A 16,269-nucleotide genomic window follows, 5' to 3' on the forward strand; every position below is an offset into this window, starting at 1 on the left:
GTTGTGTCGTGAGAATAATGATGAGTGCGGCGCGCAGGGCGCCCGGCAAGAGGGCGAGGCCAACGGGGCGCGCCAATGAGGAACGCTTAAAAGGATAGTCACAGAACGCCAGCGCGGCTATGCCTATACATGCCTGAATCTTGCCTGATTCTGTTTTTATCGGATGGAATATGCAGTATGAAAAAGGCCCGCTTGCAGCGGGCCTGAGAGGTTTAACGCAATGTCAGTGTAGCACTGCTGACAGCGAACTATTTCGTCAGCAGCGGCTTCAGGAAGCGCGCGGTATGCGATTTTTCACACTCCGCCACGGTTTCCGGCGTGCCGGCGACAAGGATCTCGCCGCCGCCGCTGCCGCCTTCCGGACCCAGATCGACAATCCAGTCGGCAGTCTTGATCACGTCAAGGTTATGCTCAATCACCACGATGGTGTTGCCCTGATCGCGCAGCTGATGCAGCACTTCCAGCAGCTGGGCGATATCGGCGAAGTGCAGGCCGGTGGTGGGCTCATCCAGGATATAGAGCGTCTGGCCGGTGCCGCGTTTCGACAGCTCGCGCGCCAGCTTAACGCGCTGTGCTTCGCCGCCGGAAAGGGTGGTAGCCGACTGGCCGAGACGAATATAAGAGAGGCCCACATCCATCAGGGTCTGCAGCTTACGCGCCAGCGCCGGGACGGCGTCAAAGAACTCGCGCGCCTCTTCGATGGTCATCTCCAGCACTTCGTGGATGCTCTTGCCTTTGTATTTGATCTCCAGCGTCTCGCGGTTATAGCGCTTGCCTTTGCACTGATCGCAGGGCACATAGATATCGGGCAGGAAGTGCATCTCTACCTTCAGCACGCCGTCGCCCTGACAGGCTTCGCAGCGGCCGCCGCGCACGTTAAAGCTGAAGCGGCCCGGATTATAGCCGCGCGAACGCGCCTCCGGCACCCCGGCGAACAGCTCGCGCACCGGCGTAAAGATACCGGTGTAGGTCGCCGGGTTAGAGCGCGGCGTACGGCCGATCGGGCTCTGATCGATATCGATCACCTTGTCGAAGTGCTCAAGTCCGTTGATCTCACGATAAGGGGCCGCTTCGCCAGTGGTTGCGCCATTCAGATGGCGCTGCGCGATTGGGAACAGCGTATCGTTAATCAGCGTCGACTTACCTGAGCCGGAGACGCCGGTGATACAGGTAAACAGACCGACCGGCAGTGTCAGCGTCACGTCTTTAAGGTTATTGCCGCGCGCGCCGCTTAGCTTCAGCGTCTTCGTCGGATCGCCTTTCACACGCTCCTTCGGCACCGCAATCTCTCGCTTGCCGCTGAGGAACTGGCCGGTCAGCGACGCTTCCACCGCCATAATCTCGTTAACCGTACCTTCCGCCACGATCTGGCCGCCGTGCACGCCTGCGCCGGGACCGATATCGATCACATGGTCGGCTGCACGGATAGCGTCTTCGTCATGTTCGACCACAATCACGGTGTTGCCGAGATCGCGCAGATGGATCAGCGTGCTGAGCAGACGTTCGTTGTCGCGCTGGTGCAGGCCGATAGACGGCTCATCCAGCACATACATCACGCCCACCAGGCCCGCGCCGATCTGGCTCGCCAGACGGATACGCTGCGCTTCACCGCCGGAAAGCGTCTCTGCGGAGCGTGACATCGACAAATAGTTCAGGCCGACGTTAACCAGGAAGCTCAGGCGATCGCCGATCTCCTTCAGCACCTTTTCAGCGATTTTGGCGCGCTGGCCGCTCAGCTTGAGGTTGCGGAAGAAATCCATCGCGTGGCCGATGCTCATATCTGAGATGGTCGGCAGATTGGTGTTTTCTACAAAAACATGACGCGCTTCGCGACGCAGACGGGTGCCGTCGCAGGTGGCGCAGGCGCGATTGCTGATAAATTTCGCCAGATCTTCGCGTACCGCGGCGGATTCCGTTTCTTTGTAGCGACGCTCCATATTATGCAGCACGCCTTCAAACGGATGGCGACGCACAGAGGTGTCGCCGCGATCGTTGATGTACTTAAACTCGATGCTCTCTTTGCCGGAGCCGTACAGGATCACCTGGCGCGCTTTATCGTTCAGGGTGTTGAACGGCGCTTCGACGTCGAAATCGAGGTGCTCGGCCAGCGAGCGCAGCATCTGGAAGTAATAGAAATTACGGCGATCCCAGCCGCGGATCGCACCGCCAGCCAGCGAAAGCTCGCCGTTTTGCACCACGCGATCGGGATCGAAATATTGCTGTACGCCAAGGCCGTCGCAGGTAGGGCAGGCGCCGGCCGGGTTATTGAACGAAAAGAGACGCGGCTCCAGTTCGCGCATGCTGTAGCCGCAGATCGGGCAGGCAAAGTTAGCGGAGAAAAGCAGCTCTTCCGCGCTCGCGTCATCCATATCGGCGACGATCGCTGTCCCGCCGGAGAGATCCAGCGCGGTTTCAAAGGATTCAGCGAGGCGGGTCGCCAGATCTTCGCGTACTTTGAAGCGATCGATCACGACTTCAATGGTGTGCTTTTTCTGCAGCTCCAGCTTCGGCGGATCGGAAAGATCGCACACTTCGCCGTCGATACGCGCCCGGATGTAGCCCTGCGCCGCAAGATTTTCCAGCGTTTTGGTATGTTCGCCCTTACGGTCTTTCACCACTGGCGCCAGCAGCATCAGGCGACGGCCCTCTTCCTGGGCCAGCACATTGTCCACCATCTGGCTCACGGTCTGCGCCGCCAGCGGCACGTCATGATCCGGACAGCGCGGCTCGCCGACGCGGGCGAACAGCAGACGCAGATAGTCGTGGATCTCGGTGATGGTGCCGACCGTAGAACGCGGGTTGTGTGAAGTGGATTTCTGCTCGATAGAAATAGCGGGCGACAGACCTTCGATATGGTCGACGTCCGGCTTCTCCATCAGAGAAAGAAACTGACGCGCATAGGCAGAGAGCGACTCTACGTAGCGGCGCTGACCTTCCGCATAGAGCGTATCAAACGCCAGAGAGGACTTACCGGAGCCTGAGAGGCCGGTGACCACTATGAGTTTGTCGCGAGGGATGATCAGGTTGATGTTTTTCAAATTATGGGTGCGGGCACCACGAACTTCGATCTTATCCATTCACCTTTCCCGGATTGAGCAGCACGCCCCGTGCCTGACGGACACGATTAGCGTAAACAGGGTATTATGGCACAAAAAATAGACTGATTAAATATCCAGTATTTTTTGTGTTTTGGGTGTAAAATGAGCGCTTCTGCGAGCCGGCTCTAAAGTGGGATCGCATAGCAGGACGTGATAGAATTGATCGTTTAGACTCTTAGCATTAACTCATCGGGAGAGAGCAACATGGCCAGTCGTGGCGTAAATAAAGTGATTCTTGTCGGGAATCTGGGTCAGGATCCGGAAGTGCGCTACATGCCGAATGGTGGCGCGGTTGCCAACATTACGCTGGCCACGTCGGAAAGCTGGCGTGACAAGCAGACCGGTGAAAATAAAGAGATCACCGAATGGCACCGCGTCGTGCTGTTCGGCAAGCTGGCGGAAGTCGCTGGCGAATATCTGCGTAAAGGTTCTCAGGTTTATATCGAAGGTCAGCTGCGCACCCGCAAATGGCAGGACCAGGGCGGCCAGGATCGCTATACCACGGAAGTCGTGGTCAACGTCGGCGGCACCATGCAGATGCTGGGCGGACGTCAGCAGGGTGCTGGCGCTGGCGGCGCGCCGATGGGCGGCGGTCAGGGCGGCGGCAACAATAACGGCTGGGGTCAGCCACAGCAGCCGCAGGGCGGCAACCAGTTCAGCGGCGGCGCGCAGTCGCGTCCTCAGCCGCAGAGCGCCCCGGCGAGCAACAACAACGAACCGCCGATGGACTTCGACGACGATATTCCGTTCTGATCCTCTTTGGGTCGGCACTGTCTCTCAGGCCCCGCTCAGGCGGGGCTTTTTTTCGTCTTCCGTTCAGGCGGAGAAGCCCAGCCTGACACTATCTCCGCCGTACTGAGCACCTGCGGCACATTGCCCGGCAGCGACAGGCCTGCCCAGATCTCGTTATGCTGTCCAGTCAGTTGCTCCGCGCTGACGCAGGTGCGATTCGCCGTAGTATGCGCATCGGCGGCGACGGTAATGCGATAGCCCAAACTCGCACCGACCTTAATCGTGGTATCGACGCAGTAATCGGTCGCGCAGCCGCAAATAACAAAAGCGTCGGCTTTCAGCCGCGCCAGCGTGGCGGCCAGCCCGGTTTGCCAGAAGCTGTCGCAGGTGGTTTTAGTAACGAAAAAACTACCGGCGGGCTGATGCAGCTCCGGCAGCAGTTCAAACGCCTGCGTCCCGGGCTGCATCTCGCCTTCGCGGTGCGTAATAAAGACTGTACTGTCAGCCGCCGCGGTCAGCTGATTGATCCGCGCCGCGCATCCGGCACGATCGAAGCGCGGCGTAGCGAAAACACCGTTTTGCATATCCCACCACCACAACGGCTCGTTGGGTCATCACTTTCTTCTTTCTGTTCTGCGCTTCAGTTTCACCGCGCCGCGGCGAAATGGCAAAACTGTTTTGCAATCCGCCCGCCATCGCTGGCATGCTGAAAGCCTGTCTGATAACGAGGAGATTGAGGTGGAGGGCGTTCCGGCTATTTTTCCCTGCGAAAAAGATCGCGCGCAGTTTCGCCAGTTTGATGAGCTGCCCGGCGTCGAGCTTTATCAGGCACATATCTCCCGCTATGCCTTCGAGCCGCATATGCATGAAGCCTTCGGCATCGGCACCATCGAGTCGGGCGCGCAGCGGTTCCGCTATCGCGGTGCGCAGTACACTGCGCCGACGCATTCGCTGGTGATGATGAATCCAGATGAGCTGCACACCGGCGAGTCGGCCTGCGAAGAGGGCTGGCGTTATCAGATGATCTATATCCACCCTGACGACATGAGGCAGCTCACCGGCGATGGCGGCTGGTGGTTTAGCGAAGCGCTGCGCACCGATTCACGGCTGGCGCTGCCGTTATCGCAAACGCTGGCGGCGCTGTGGCAGGCCGATAGCCCGCTGGCGCGGCAAAGTCTGTTAGGTGAAGTGCTGGCGCAGCTGCGGCCGCTGGCGCGCATGGCGGAAAGAGGCAAGGAAGAGGGAGGGCATCGCTTCGACCAGGTGCGTGATTATCTGCGCGACAATCTTGCCGAGCCGGTAAGGCTGGAGGAGCTGGCGGCGCTGGCCTCGCTTTCGCCATGGCATTTCCTGCGCGCTTTCCGCGCGCATTTTCACGTTACGCCGCATCAGATGCTGATGGCGTATCGGTTATATGAGGCCAAGCAGCTGCTGGCACGCGGCCTGCCGGCGGCCAGCGTGGCGGCGAGCGTCGGCCTGAGCGACCAGGCGCATCTGACGCGCGCCTTCGCTCAGCGTTACGGCATTACGCCGGTGCGCTATCAGAAACAGGTGCGTGGCGCTTAGGGCGAACCGCAATCTGCTACAAGATTTTTCCCCGCTTTTTCCGCCACACTTCCTTATGCACTTTAATAAAGGAAGAGACGATGTTAGCTGGCGTGTTGTTTGCCCTTGCCGCAGGGCTGATGTGGGGACTGATTTTTGTCGGGCCGCTGCTGGTGCCGGACTATCCGGGCGCGCTCCAGTCTGCCGGACGCTACGTCGCGTTTGGTTTGATCGCCTTGCCGCTGGCCTGGTTTGATCGCCACCGTCTGCGCAAGCTGCTCTCTGCCGACTGGCAGGAGGCGCTAAAGCTTTCGCTGGTGGGTAACCTCCTTTATTACACCTTTCTCGCCAGCGCGATTCAGCGCACCGGCGCGCCGGTATCCACCATGATTATCGGCACGCTGCCGGTAGTGATGGCGATTACCGCCAATCTCTGTTACGGCCACCTTGAGGGACGCCTGGCCTGGCGCCGGCTGACGCCAGCGCTGCTGGCGATCGGCGCAGGTCTGGTGTGCGTAAATATTGCCGAGCTGCGCGGGCAGAGCGGCGGCTGGGATGTGATGCGCTACCTGAGCGGCATTGCACTGGCGGTGCTGGCTGTGGCGTGCTGGACCTGGTATCCGCTGCGCAATGCGCGCTGGTTACGTACCCATCCGCAGCATAAACCGGCCACCTGGGCGACGGCGCAGGGGATTGTGACGCTGCCGCTGGCGCTGGTTATGTATGCGGTGGTAAGCGCACAGCTGGCGTGGCAGAGCCCGACCTTCGCGCTGCCGTTTGGCCCGCAGCCGCGGCTGTTTCTGCCGCTGATGCTGGTGATTGGGCTACTTTGCTCCTGGCTCGGCGCGCTCTGCTGGAATGCTGCCAGCCAGCGGCTGCCTACGGTATTTATGGGACCGCTTATCGTATTCGAAACGCTGTCAGGCCTGCTGTGGACCTTTCTCTGGCGACAAAGCTGGCCGCCGCTGTTGACGCTGACGGGCATCTTCTGCCTGATCCTCGGCGTGCTTTGGGCGATGCGTATTAAGCCTGAACCGTTGCTGACATCAATTGAGCAGTAATCTCCCACTCTGTCGCGCAATTAAATAGGTGCTGACCCGCTGATTTCACACTGTTTTAGGAATAATGCGCAGAGCGGAGCGGCAAATTTTGCCGCTCTTTAGCTAATTAGCCGCTAAAGCCGAACGGCGAATCGCCATAAAAAGCGATCAAGATCTCATTTTTTTCGCCCGCGCGTTGGCGCTCATCGACTTTGTCCGGCGGAAATTCTTCTCTCTGACGGCTTATATTCCACCTTAAAGAAGCATTAAGGCTTTGTGAGTGGCGAGCAATTCGCCACTTTACTGCATATTTATCGCGTACCGCTGCGTTTTTATTGGCGTTTGGTCCTGAGAATGGCGTCTGATAAACCACCGTTTTTTCCAGAAATGGTCAGGCTATTAAGAATAATTCCCAATGAAGGAAATTACGAAACTTTAGCCGGGGCGATCTTTAAAGTGATTTATCTTATATGTGATTAACCCGGAATAAGAAAAGCGATAAGCATTGATAAACCATTCTGCCAGGAAAATTCCTGGCATTTTTTTTACGGTTCGCTTATTTGCGGCTGATTAAATATTCTTCGCTGGATGTAAACTTAGTACCACCATTTCTTGCGGTAACCGAAGCGTGAATTAGAACGGCCGTTCAGCGCGGCTTAATAGAAAACCAGGGCTTTAGCGCCGGGCATTAACGAGTCTGATGAAAAGTAAGAAGCACCAATCTCATCGAAATGAGATTGGGCGAGAGGAGAAGTAGCGAGAAATGCGAGACTTTTGCTGGTGCTTATCAATATTACCGCAAAAAATGAAAATCGATCCGTTGGCAAACTCATCAGGAATGCATGGAGCGAAAATTAAAGCCACGAATGGTATCTTAAAGTGTCATCATCTCTTCTGGTAAGAACAATCTCAGCGCTAAGTCAGTTTAAGGCAGTATTATTGGTTTTATCGATTTTCCGATCCTGACGGGTAGTGGTAAACGCTGCGGCTAATATCGAGCAGGCGGCAGCTGCGGCGCGTGCCGATGTCGAAAGTGCTCTGCAGGAAGTTGACCGCCTGGCGCTTTTCGTTAGTGGTAAAGAAGTTCTTCAGTACGCTTTGCAGCATCTCCTTATCTGAGTTGAGCGTTTGCAGTTCACGGGTAAGTGCTTGTAGTTTATCCTCTAACTCCTTGATTCTTCTTCCTTCCTCTGAGGAAAGGCCGGAAAATTTCTTTTTCCAGCTATAGAAGGTGGCCTCAGAGATCCCCAGCTCGTCACAAATCTCCCTGACTTTAACCCCTGATTCAGAAGCTTTAATGGCATTTGTGATTTGCTCTTCGCTATATCGTGACTTTCTCATAAATGCTCTTACCTTTCTTATCGATTAATGGATGAGATGTACTGTATTAATATCTGGCACTGTAAATAATCTATTAATGCAGTATTAAAGTGCGCGATTAGAATTGCGTGGGTTAAATTAAGATATTTAGAATAAATATCATCATGGGATAAATCTTATTTTATTCTTATCGGATGGGCGCACCTTCCTGGTCAGGGATTTTTGTTATAGATTCTTCCCATCCCAAATACGAAAAATTTCTACGTACATTTGATATTTAGCATAACGTGCTTGCTAAATTCTCAGGGAAATGGCTTGTGAATGGGGTCTGTTTTCCGTGTGAAATCGATTCCAGATTAGCCCTTCTGAGCCAAATTTAATCAGAATTATCCTGAAAATATTCACCGAATCGTGTTCTGATTCTCATTTTTCGGACCAGCCTGGTTTGAAATCTTTAAATAACGCCAGGCCCACTGAGCGCTTGTTAATTCGTTACAGGGATGTTGTACCGAAGCGGTTGAAGTAAGTAATGCAAAGGATGAGTCAATGAAATTAAGCGTAATGTCTAATGCCGCCTGGATGATGTCTGAGAAGATCGTCTCGGTTTTTGGCGTCATATTTGTGACCTCCTACGTGGCGAAATCATTCGGGCCAACCGTATTCGGCCAGATGGCGTTTTCTACCTCTTTATTTTCAATGGTCCAGACCGTCGCCATCTTCGGTACCGAGACTATCTTGTTTAAGCGGATCAGCAAAAGCGCGCCGAAAGGACTGCGCCTGATGAACGTGGCGCGTACCCTGCGCATGATTTTACTGCTGCTCACCGCGGTGCCGGTGCTGGCCTGGGTGTGGTTCACCATGCCGCAAAATTTCCTCGCTTTCACTCTGGCGTCATTCGTCGCCTCGGTATTCGTTACCCAGGACACCTTCAGCGTTTACAACAACGCCCGTCTCGCTTCCCGGCTTAATACCGTGGCGAACTCGCTCGGCATGCTGTTGAGCTTCGGCATCAGCTTCACTATCGCCTGGCTGCGCCTTAATCCGGCATGGCTGACGCTCTCTATCGTGGCCGTAACGCTGGTGCCTTACGTTATCAAGCGCTACAACTTCTACCGCGAAACACAGGATGTCGCGCCGCCGCAGGAGAAACGCAGCGCTTATCTGCGCTATCTGATGTATGCCGGTCTGCCGCTGGCTATTTCCAGCATTTTTATTTCAGTGCAGGTTAAAGCCGCGCAGATGTTTTTAGCCGGCATCGCTTCGGCAAGCGATCTCGGGCTGTTTGCGGCGGCCAACACTATCGCGGCTTCGTGGATTTTTATCCCCGTGGCGCTCATAACTTCATGCTTCACTGAAATTTTCAGGGAACGCGGCGAAGTGGCTATTAAGCTGGCAGCGCGGCTCAATGGCTATGTCATGGGAGTATCACTGATGATGCTGCTGGTCATCGCGCTGTTCGGCGAGAAAATCATCATCGCTTTGTATGGTTCAGAATACACACAGTCAGGAAGTCTCATTACGTTGTTGTCAATGGCGACCTGCTTCTCCGCCATGGGCACAGTAGCCTACCGCTACATGGTGAAAGAGGGTGGTTTCAACTATCTGTTGAAGAAAATCATCTGCCTGATGGTGATCAGCCTGCCGCTTTCGTGGTGGCTGATCCAGGGCTACGGCATTATGGGCGCCGCCTGGAGCGTCTTTGTGTCGGAACTCTTGTCCCTTACCGTAATGAATTACTTCTTCAAAAACGGCGTCATTCAAAGAATTCAAGTTTCCTCACTCAACTACAAAACCTACAAATGAGGTCAGATATGTTTAAGTTGAAAGATGAACTCAGAAGAAGTGTGCAGTACTTCATTAAGAAGATGCCCTGGGCATACCAGGACCGCATTTACTACTTCCATAAGTTCAGAAAATTGCCCAATCTGCGTCAGCCCAAAGTTTTCAACGAAAAGGTGCTGTATCGCAAATTCGTCTATGGCGACTACCAGATTTACGGCCGCCTTTCAGACAAGTATTCGGTGCGCGACTATATCGCCGAAAAGATTGGCAACGAATACCTGATTCCGCTGGTGCACGAGACTACCGATCCGGCGTCGCTGAATAGCCTGCCATGCTGGAAGGGCACGGTGATCAAGCCGAATCACGCCTCCAATATGGTGGAGATTCTGCTGGAAGAGCCGGATGCGCTGCGCAAACAGCAGATTATCAACAGCTGCTATAAGTGGCTGAAGACCGACTTCGCTAACGAGGCGCGCGAGATCCACTATCGCTATATCAAGCCGCGCATTCTGGTCGAGCAATATATCGGCGACGGCAAAACGGCGCCCATCGACTACAAGTTTCATATGTTCAACAAGCGCGACGGCCGCTTTGAATATGTGTTGCAGGTGATCTACAACCGCTGCCAGCCGCAGCTGTCGATGAACTTCTACGTCAACAATCTGACCGAAGCTTTTCACAAGATTCGCGACACCGGCCTCGACGTGACGAAAATCGCCGAGTCGCTGCAGCACGCGCTCGATCTGAGCAAGAAGCTGGCGAGTGATTTCGACTATGTGCGCGTTGACTGGTATATCCATGAGGGCCACATCTACTTCGGCGAACTGACCTTTACCCCGGGCGCCGGTCTGGTGACAGGTCTGGATCGCGGGCTTAATCAGATGATGGGAGATATGTGGATTCAGGATCGCCGCGGCACGCAGAGACCGGGCGTTTCGGTGCAGGATGTTAATATTCCTGCGCTGTTGAAGAAAGTTTGAGTCACACAGCAAAATAAAAAACCCCGCTTCGCGGGGTTTTTTATTGGCTGGATATTAAGGCATCGGCCAGTCGGGCGGCGTCTGGCTCATTACCTGGATAAAGGTGTCTTTGGTAACCAGCATAAAGTGCTGCACGTTTTCCATGCTCAGCGAGATGCCCAGCAGACCCATAACAAACCAGCAGGTCATACCGAGACCGAGGCCGCCGCACATAAACGCCATCACATGATGGCTGCTCTGGCGGAATTTGATTTTAAGGGTGCTGGCAAAAAACATCATAATTGCGCTGAGCAGTTCCCAACGCATGACAATCAAGCTGGTGGTTATCGTCGCCATCGACTTAAGCCTCTGAATCTAAGTGATTATCCCTGACAGTTACTGGACATCACCGGCGACGAAAAGCGAGGTCAGGGAAAGGCTTTCCGTCGTCAAAAAGAGTGTAATGTGTGACCTGAGTCACATTATATCACTGGATTTGAATTTATGAACAAAATTTGTACCTGGTATGGTAGAGAAATTTTTATCGAAACGTCGAAGAGAAAACCGGGGCGTAAAGCGGGAAGGAAAAGAGAAAAGGTGCGCCCGTTAAGGGCGCCTGAGGCTTAGCAAATCGGGCAGCATTCGCCGGTGGTGCGCTGAGTAAAACTGGCCGCAGCTTCGCTACAGTCGAAGTTCACCCTACGCGGACGCTGGAGCGCCTGACGGCGCATAAAATGGCGATAGGCGGTCGGGGTCTGGGAAAACTGACGGCGGAACACGCGGGAAAAGGTCTGCTGCGAGTCATAGCCATACTGCATCGCGATATCAAATACCGGCCGTTGCGTCTGGCGCAGCGCTTCTGCCGCCAGCGTCAGGCGACGTTCGCGAATGTATCCACCCAGCGTCTGTTTCGTCACGGTACGGAACATACGCTGCAGGTGCCACTTTGAATAACCTGATTTAGCCGCCACTTCATCGATCGACAGCGACTTATCCAGGTTTTGATCGATCCAGTGCGTCAGGGAGTGAATGATCTCTTCTTGCATCATAATCTCGTCCTTTAGTCCTGAGGGATTCGTTATTTAACGGAGGCGAGTATAATTCCTCAAGTTAACTTGAGGTAAAGAGCCAGATGAAAAAAGATCGCAACTACCCGAAACCGGTTTTAACGCCGGGCGAAGTCGCGCGCCGTAGCGGCGTGGCGGTCTCTGCGCTGCATTTCTATGAGAGCAAAGGGCTGATTTCCAGCACGCGCAACGGTGGCAATCAGCGGCGTTACAGCCGTGACGTACTGCGGCGCGTCGCCATTATCAAGGTTGCTCAGCGCATCGGCATACCGCTCGCGACGGTCAGCGACAGCCTGATGCATATTCCCGCCAACAAGCGTATGTCGACGCAGGAGTGGAACGCCCTGACGCAGCACTGGCGCGAGGAGCTGGATAAGCGCATTGAAACCCTGACGCGCCTGCGCAACGATCTCGACGGCTGTATCGGTTGCGGCTGTCTATCGATGCGCGACTGTCCGCTGCGCAATCCCGGCGACCGGCTGGCGCAGCAGGGCTCTGGCGCAGTGCTGCTTGATCCCGAACAGGATGAGAAAGGCGAGCCGCCGCGCTAAAGATGCTGGAAGCTATACTTGCCTGAGACGCATAACAGGAGTGCTCTATGATTACCGTCCATCATCTTGAGCGGTCGCGCTCGCACCGCGTGCTGTGGCTGCTGGAAGAGCTGGAAGTGCCTTACCAAATCAAACGCTATCAGCGCGAGGCATCGATGCTGGCGCCGGAAGCCCTGAAAAAAGTGCATCCGCTGGGCAAGTCGCCGGTGATTACCGACGGTAATCAGGTGATTGCCGAATCGGGCGCCATTCTCTCTTATCTGGAAGGCAAATATGACAGCGAGCAGCGGCTGGCGCCCACCGATGAGCAGGCGCGTCTGCAGGCAACCTACTGGCTGCACTACGCCGAAGGCTCGCTGATGCCGCTGTTGCTGATGAAGCTGGTATTCGGCCGTCTGGGGCAGGCGCCGGTGCCCTGGCTGCTGCGTCCGGCGGGCGCGGCGCTGGGCAAAGGTATTCAGAAAGCCTGGCTTGATAAGCAGCTGGTGCCGCATCGCCAGATGATTGAGCAGCATCTGGCTGCTCACCCCTGGTTTGCCGGCAAGCGCTTCAGCATTGCCGATATCCAGATGAGTTTTCCGCTGCTGGCGATGCAGTCGCGTGGCGGCCTGGCCGATATGCCCGCCACGGCAGCATGGCTGGCTACCGTTCAGCAGCGCGCCGCCTGGCAGCGCGCCATCCAGCAGGGCGGCGAAGTGCTGCCGGGCGGCTGAACAGTGGAAAACGCCAGAAATATCAAAACGTAGCGCGGCGTCTGCCTTGATGCCGCCGTCGCACACGCCTTCGGGAACCGCCGCAAGCGCTCTGCTTTATCCTGAATTAAGGCGAGGAAGCGGTTGAAAATCGGCTGCCAAACGCCGGATAATCCCCTGCCTTTTTATCTGGCCGCATAGCGGACAGTTATTCGCCGCGAAGTAAACGTTTGCCTGCCGCCTGTGGCGCCTTTGCGCCAGGGTGACAACCAGGGATCTTGCGGGCAACGACGCAGGGCTTTTTACACAACAAAAATTTCTTGAGGCTCAACTATGTCATACGAATCACGCTCGTCCGCTGGCAAGCTGGACGCCTGGTTCTCTGTTTCTGCACGCGGCAGCAGCATCCGGCAGGAAATCCTGGCGGGACTGACCACCTTCCTGGCGATGGTCTATTCGGTGATCGTGGTGCCCGGCATGCTCGGCAAGGCGGGCTTTTCGCCCACCGCCGTTTTTGTCGCCACCTGCCTGGTCGCCAGCGTCGGCTCTATCGTCATGGGGCTGTGGGCCAACCTGCCGCTGGCGATTGGCTGCGCCATCTCACTGACCGCCTTTACCGCATTCAGCCTGGTGCTCGGCCAGCACATCAGCGTGCCGGTGGCGCTTGGCGCGGTCTTCCTGATGGGGCTGCTGTTCACCTTGATCTCCGTAACCGGCATCCGCGCCTGGATTCTGCGTAATCTCCCGATGGGCGTGGCCCACGGCACCGGCGTGGGGATCGGCCTGTTCCTGCTGCTGATCGCCGCTGACGGCATCGGACTGGTGGTGAAGAACCCTGCACCAGGCATGCCGGTGGCGCTGGGCCACTTCACCTCGTTTCCGGTGATGATGTCGCTGCTGGGTCTGGCGGCGATTTTCGGGCTGGAGAAGCGTCGAGTGCCGGGCGGCATCCTGCTTACCATTATCGCTATCTCGATTCTCGGCCTGATCTTCGATCCCGCAGTAAAATTCCAGGGTCTGTTCGCCTTGCCGAGCCTGCGCGACAGTCAGGGGCAGTCGCTGCTCTTCAGCCTCGACATTATGGGCGCGCTACAGCCGATGGTGCTGCCGAGCGTGCTGGCGCTGGTCATGACGGCGGTGTTTGACGCGACCGGCACCATCCGTGCGGTCGCTGGACAGGCGAACCTGCTGGATGAGAAGGGGCAGATCATTAACGGCGGGCGCGCGCTGACCACAGACTCCGTCAGCAGCCTCTTTGCCGGTCTGGTCGGCGCATCGCCAGCGGCGGTCTATATTGAATCCGCAGCCGGCACCGCGGCAGGCGGTAAAACCGGACTGACGGCGATTGTGGTCGGCTTGCTGTTTCTGGTTATTCTGTTTATGTCGCCGCTGGCCTGGCTGGTGCCCGCCTATGCGACCGCGCCTGCGCTAATGTATGTCGGCCTGCTGATGCTCAGCAACGTGGCGAAAATCGACTTCGGCGACTTTGTGGATGCGATGTCCGGGCTGTTGACCGCGGTGTTTATCGTGCTGACCTGCAATATCGTCACCGGCATCATGCTCGGTTTCGCCACGCTGGTAGTGGGGCGCCTGTTCGCCGGAGAGTGGCGCAAGCTGAACCTCGGCACCGTCGTGATTGCCGCCGCGCTGGTGATTTTTTACGCTGGCGGCTGGGCGATCTAACTGCTAAACCGGGCGAGCGCCGTCTCGTCCGGAACTTTTTCCTGAATTTCTGCCGCGCCGCACGTGTGACTTGTCATTCTCTGCGCACTTTGCTTTACACTTTAGCGCTCACAACATTTTTTCTGACTTTACGATTCGCCTAAGGAAAGCATGGAAATCTTTTTTACTATTCTCATCATGACGCTGGTGGTATCGCTCTCGGGGGTGGCCGCGCGCATATTGCCGTTCCAGATCCCGCTGCCGCTGGTGCAAATACTCGCCGGGGCGCTGCTCGCCTGGCCGACCTTCGGCCTGCATGTCGATTTCGACCCTGAACTTTTCCTTGTGCTGTTTATTCCGCCGCTGCTGTTTGCCGATGGCTGGAAGACACCGATCAGCGAATTCCTGCATCATGGCCGGGAAATTATCGGCCTGGCGCTGGTGCTGGTGCTGATTACCGTGGTCGGCATCGGTTATCTCATCTACTGGATGGTGCCGGGTATCCCGCTGATCCCCGCCTTCGCGCTGGCAGCCGTGCTGTCGCCGACGGACGCCGTGGCGCTCTCCGGCATTGTCGGCGAGGGACGTATCCCGAAAAAAATCATGTCGATCGTGCAGGGCGAAGCGCTGATGAACGACGCATCCGGCCTGGTTTCACTGAAGTTTGCCGTTGCGGTCGCGATGGGCACCATGGTGTTTACCTGGGGCGGCGCCAGCATCGAGTTTCTTAAGGTGGCAATCGGCGGTCTGATTGCGGGCGTTGCGGTGTGCTGGCTCTACGGGAAATCGCTGCGTCTGCTGAGCCGCTGGAGCGGCGACGATCCGGCGACGCAAACCGTGCTGCTGCTGCTGCTGCCGTTCGCCTCTTACCTTATCGCCGAACACCTCGGTGTCTCCGGCATTCTGGCGGCGGTCGCGGCGGGCATGACGATTACCCGATCCGGCATTATCCGTCAGGCGCCGCTGGCGATGCGCCTGCGCGCCAACAGCGTCTGGCAGATGCTGGAATTCGTGTTCAACGGCATGGTGTTCCTGATGCTCGGCCTGCAGCTGCCGGACATTATCGGCACCTCGATTGACGCCGCTAACGCCGATCCCAACGTCGAGCTCTGGATGCTGTTTACCGACATTATCCTGGTCTACGGTGCGCTGATGGTGGTGCGTTTTGGCTGGCTCTGGATTATGCAGCGTCTCAGCAAGCGCGTGCTGAAGAAAAAGCCGATGGAGTTCGCCAACTACTCGCTGCGCGAGCTGCTTATCGCCTCTTTCGCCGGCGTGCGCGGCGCGATTACGCTGGCGGGCGTGCTCTCTATTCCGCTGTTTCTCACTAACGGCCAGCCTTTCCCGGCGCGCTATGAGCTGGTGTTTATCGCCACCGGCGTGATCCTGTTTTCGCTGCTGGTGGGCGTGGTGGTGCTGCCGCTGCTGCTGCGCGGCGTGGACGGCATCGATAAAGCCGGGCATCGTCGCGAGCTGCAAAATGCCCGCGCGGTAATGGCGAGCGTGGCGATCGAAAGCCTGCATAAAATGGAAGCGCGGCTGGAGAACGACACCGAAGAGAACATCGATCCCGAGCTGCTTAAAGAGGTAAGCCTGCGCGTGATCGGCAACCTGCGGCGCCGTGCTGACGGCAAGAGCGATCTGGAGCAGGCGCTGTTCGCCGAGAATCTGGAGCGTCGCTTCCGTCTGACCGCGCTGCGCGCCGAACGCGCCGAGGTCTATCATCTGCGCGCGACCCAGCAGATTTCCAGTGAGAGCATGCAGCGGCTGCTGCGCGATCTCGACCTGCTGGAAGCGCTGCTGATCGAAAAAGAAGAGTAA

14 protein-coding genes and 1 pseudogene are annotated in these 16,269 nt (G+C 56.6%); 9 read left to right on the forward strand and 6 right to left on the reverse strand.

What is annotated here, in order from left to right; all coding sequences use genetic code 11:
- Positions 1-248: 248 nt before the first annotated feature.
- Complete coding sequence (gene uvrA, locus D7S44_RS12125) at positions 249-3,077, reverse strand: excinuclease ABC subunit UvrA (protein ID WP_120455173.1); 2,829 nt, start codon at positions 3,075-3,077, stop codon at positions 249-251.
- A 225-nt stretch (positions 3,078-3,302) separates the two neighbouring features.
- On the opposite strand from uvrA, the gene ssb1 reads away from it, so the two are divergent.
- Positions 3,303-3,851, forward strand: a complete 549-nt coding sequence (ssb1, locus tag D7S44_RS12130; RefSeq protein WP_120455175.1) for a single-stranded DNA-binding protein SSB1 — start codon at positions 3,303-3,305, stop codon at positions 3,849-3,851.
- A 35-nt stretch (positions 3,852-3,886) separates the two neighbouring features.
- Here ssb1 and D7S44_RS12135 read toward each other — a convergent pair.
- Positions 3,887-4,445, reverse strand: a pseudogene (locus D7S44_RS12135) (isochorismatase family protein).
- Positions 4,446-4,568: 123 nt separating this feature from the next.
- Here D7S44_RS12135 and D7S44_RS12140 point away from each other — a divergent pair.
- A complete protein-coding gene (locus D7S44_RS12140; protein WP_120455878.1) occupies positions 4,569-5,396 on the forward strand; it encodes an AraC family transcriptional regulator in 828 nt (275 codons plus the stop codon).
- Positions 5,397-5,476: 80 nt separating this feature from the next.
- Positions 5,477-6,436: a DMT family transporter gene (locus D7S44_RS12145; protein ID WP_120455178.1), complete on the forward strand. Its 960-nt coding sequence runs from the start codon at positions 5,477-5,479 to the stop codon at positions 6,434-6,436.
- Positions 6,437-6,542: 106 nt separating this feature from the next.
- Here D7S44_RS12145 and D7S44_RS12150 read toward each other — a convergent pair whose 3' ends face one another.
- Entirely contained in the window at positions 6,543-6,788 is a 246-nt protein-coding gene (locus tag D7S44_RS12150) for a hypothetical protein (protein ID WP_120455180.1), read from the reverse strand.
- Positions 6,789-7,360: 572 nt separating this feature from the next.
- Positions 7,361-7,756 (reverse strand): transposase, encoded by a 396-nt coding sequence (locus tag D7S44_RS12155; RefSeq protein WP_120455182.1) that lies wholly within the window; start codon positions 7,754-7,756, stop codon positions 7,361-7,363.
- A gap of 525 nt (positions 7,757-8,281) precedes the next feature.
- Between D7S44_RS12155 and D7S44_RS12160 the strand changes: the two genes are divergently transcribed.
- Together D7S44_RS12160 and D7S44_RS12165 are read left to right on the forward strand one after the other, a co-directional pair.
- Positions 8,282-9,538 (forward strand): MATE family efflux transporter, encoded by a 1,257-nt coding sequence (locus tag D7S44_RS12160; protein WP_120455184.1) that lies wholly within the window; start codon positions 8,282-8,284, stop codon positions 9,536-9,538.
- A gap of 8 nt (positions 9,539-9,546) precedes the next feature.
- Complete coding sequence (locus D7S44_RS12165; RefSeq protein ID WP_120455186.1) at positions 9,547-10,497, forward strand: ATP-grasp fold amidoligase family protein; 951 nt, start codon at positions 9,547-9,549, stop codon at positions 10,495-10,497.
- Between the two features lie 54 nt (positions 10,498-10,551).
- On the opposite strand, the gene D7S44_RS12170 is transcribed toward D7S44_RS12165, so the two are convergent.
- Together D7S44_RS12170 and soxS are read right to left on the reverse strand one after the other, a co-directional pair.
- On the reverse strand, positions 10,552-10,833 hold the full coding sequence (locus D7S44_RS12170) for a YjcB family protein (protein WP_120455187.1): 282 nt from the start codon (positions 10,831-10,833) through the stop codon (positions 10,552-10,554).
- Positions 10,834-11,099: 266 nt separating this feature from the next.
- Complete coding sequence (gene soxS / locus D7S44_RS12175; protein ID WP_120455190.1) at positions 11,100-11,525, reverse strand: superoxide response transcriptional regulator SoxS; 426 nt, start codon at positions 11,523-11,525, stop codon at positions 11,100-11,102.
- An 83-nt stretch (positions 11,526-11,608) separates the two neighbouring features.
- Between soxS and soxR the strand changes: the two genes are divergently transcribed.
- The 4 genes from soxR to D7S44_RS12195 all read left to right on the forward strand — a co-directional run bounded on the left by soxR (position 11,609) and on the right by D7S44_RS12195 (position 16,269).
- The gene (gene soxR, locus D7S44_RS12180; RefSeq protein WP_120455192.1) at positions 11,609-12,094 is read left to right on the forward strand and encodes a redox-sensitive transcriptional activator SoxR; all 486 of its coding nucleotides are present in this window, start codon (positions 11,609-11,611) and stop codon (positions 12,092-12,094) included.
- 47 nt (positions 12,095-12,141) lie between these two features.
- Positions 12,142-12,807: a glutathione S-transferase family protein gene (locus D7S44_RS12185; RefSeq protein ID WP_120455194.1), complete on the forward strand. Its 666-nt coding sequence runs from the start codon at positions 12,142-12,144 to the stop codon at positions 12,805-12,807.
- 312 nt (positions 12,808-13,119) lie between these two features.
- Complete coding sequence (locus tag D7S44_RS12190) at positions 13,120-14,469, forward strand: NCS2 family permease (RefSeq protein WP_120455195.1); 1,350 nt, start codon at positions 13,120-13,122, stop codon at positions 14,467-14,469.
- Between the two features lie 150 nt (positions 14,470-14,619).
- Positions 14,620-16,269, forward strand: coding sequence for a Na+/H+ antiporter (locus tag D7S44_RS12195; protein ID WP_120455197.1), 1,650 nt, complete (start codon positions 14,620-14,622; stop codon positions 16,267-16,269).

Source organism: Pantoea piersonii (genome assembly GCF_003612015.1).
Lineage (GTDB): Bacteria > Pseudomonadota > Gammaproteobacteria > Enterobacterales > Enterobacteriaceae > Pantoea > Pantoea piersonii.

What these genes read in the sequence shown, in the direction of transcription:
- uvrA (WP_120455173.1), bottom strand. Translation starts at nt 3,077, where the DNA reads ATGGATAAGATCGAAGTTCGTGGTGCCCGCACCCATAATTTGAAAAAC.
- ssb1 (WP_120455175.1), top strand. Translation starts at nt 3,303, where the DNA reads ATGGCCAGTCGTGGCGTAAATAAAGTGATTCTTGTCGGGAATCTGGGT.
- D7S44_RS12145 (WP_120455178.1), top strand. Translation starts at nt 5,477, where the DNA reads ATGTTAGCTGGCGTGTTGTTTGCCCTTGCCGCAGGGCTGATGTGGGGA.
- D7S44_RS12155 (WP_120455182.1), bottom strand. Translation starts at nt 7,756, where the DNA reads ATGAGAAAGTCACGATATAGCGAAGAGCAAATCACAAATGCCATTAAA.
- D7S44_RS12160 (WP_120455184.1), top strand. Translation starts at nt 8,282, where the DNA reads ATGAAATTAAGCGTAATGTCTAATGCCGCCTGGATGATGTCTGAGAAG.
- D7S44_RS12165 (WP_120455186.1), top strand. Translation starts at nt 9,547, where the DNA reads ATGTTTAAGTTGAAAGATGAACTCAGAAGAAGTGTGCAGTACTTCATT.
- D7S44_RS12170 (WP_120455187.1), bottom strand. Translation starts at nt 10,833, where the DNA reads ATGGCGACGATAACCACCAGCTTGATTGTCATGCGTTGGGAACTGCTC.
- soxS (WP_120455190.1), bottom strand. Translation starts at nt 11,525, where the DNA reads ATGATGCAAGAAGAGATCATTCACTCCCTGACGCACTGGATCGATCAA.
- soxR (WP_120455192.1), top strand. Translation starts at nt 11,609, where the DNA reads ATGAAAAAAGATCGCAACTACCCGAAACCGGTTTTAACGCCGGGCGAA.
- D7S44_RS12185 (WP_120455194.1), top strand. Translation starts at nt 12,142, where the DNA reads ATGATTACCGTCCATCATCTTGAGCGGTCGCGCTCGCACCGCGTGCTG.
- D7S44_RS12190 (WP_120455195.1), top strand. Translation starts at nt 13,120, where the DNA reads ATGTCATACGAATCACGCTCGTCCGCTGGCAAGCTGGACGCCTGGTTC.
- D7S44_RS12195 (WP_120455197.1), top strand. Translation starts at nt 14,620, where the DNA reads ATGGAAATCTTTTTTACTATTCTCATCATGACGCTGGTGGTATCGCTC.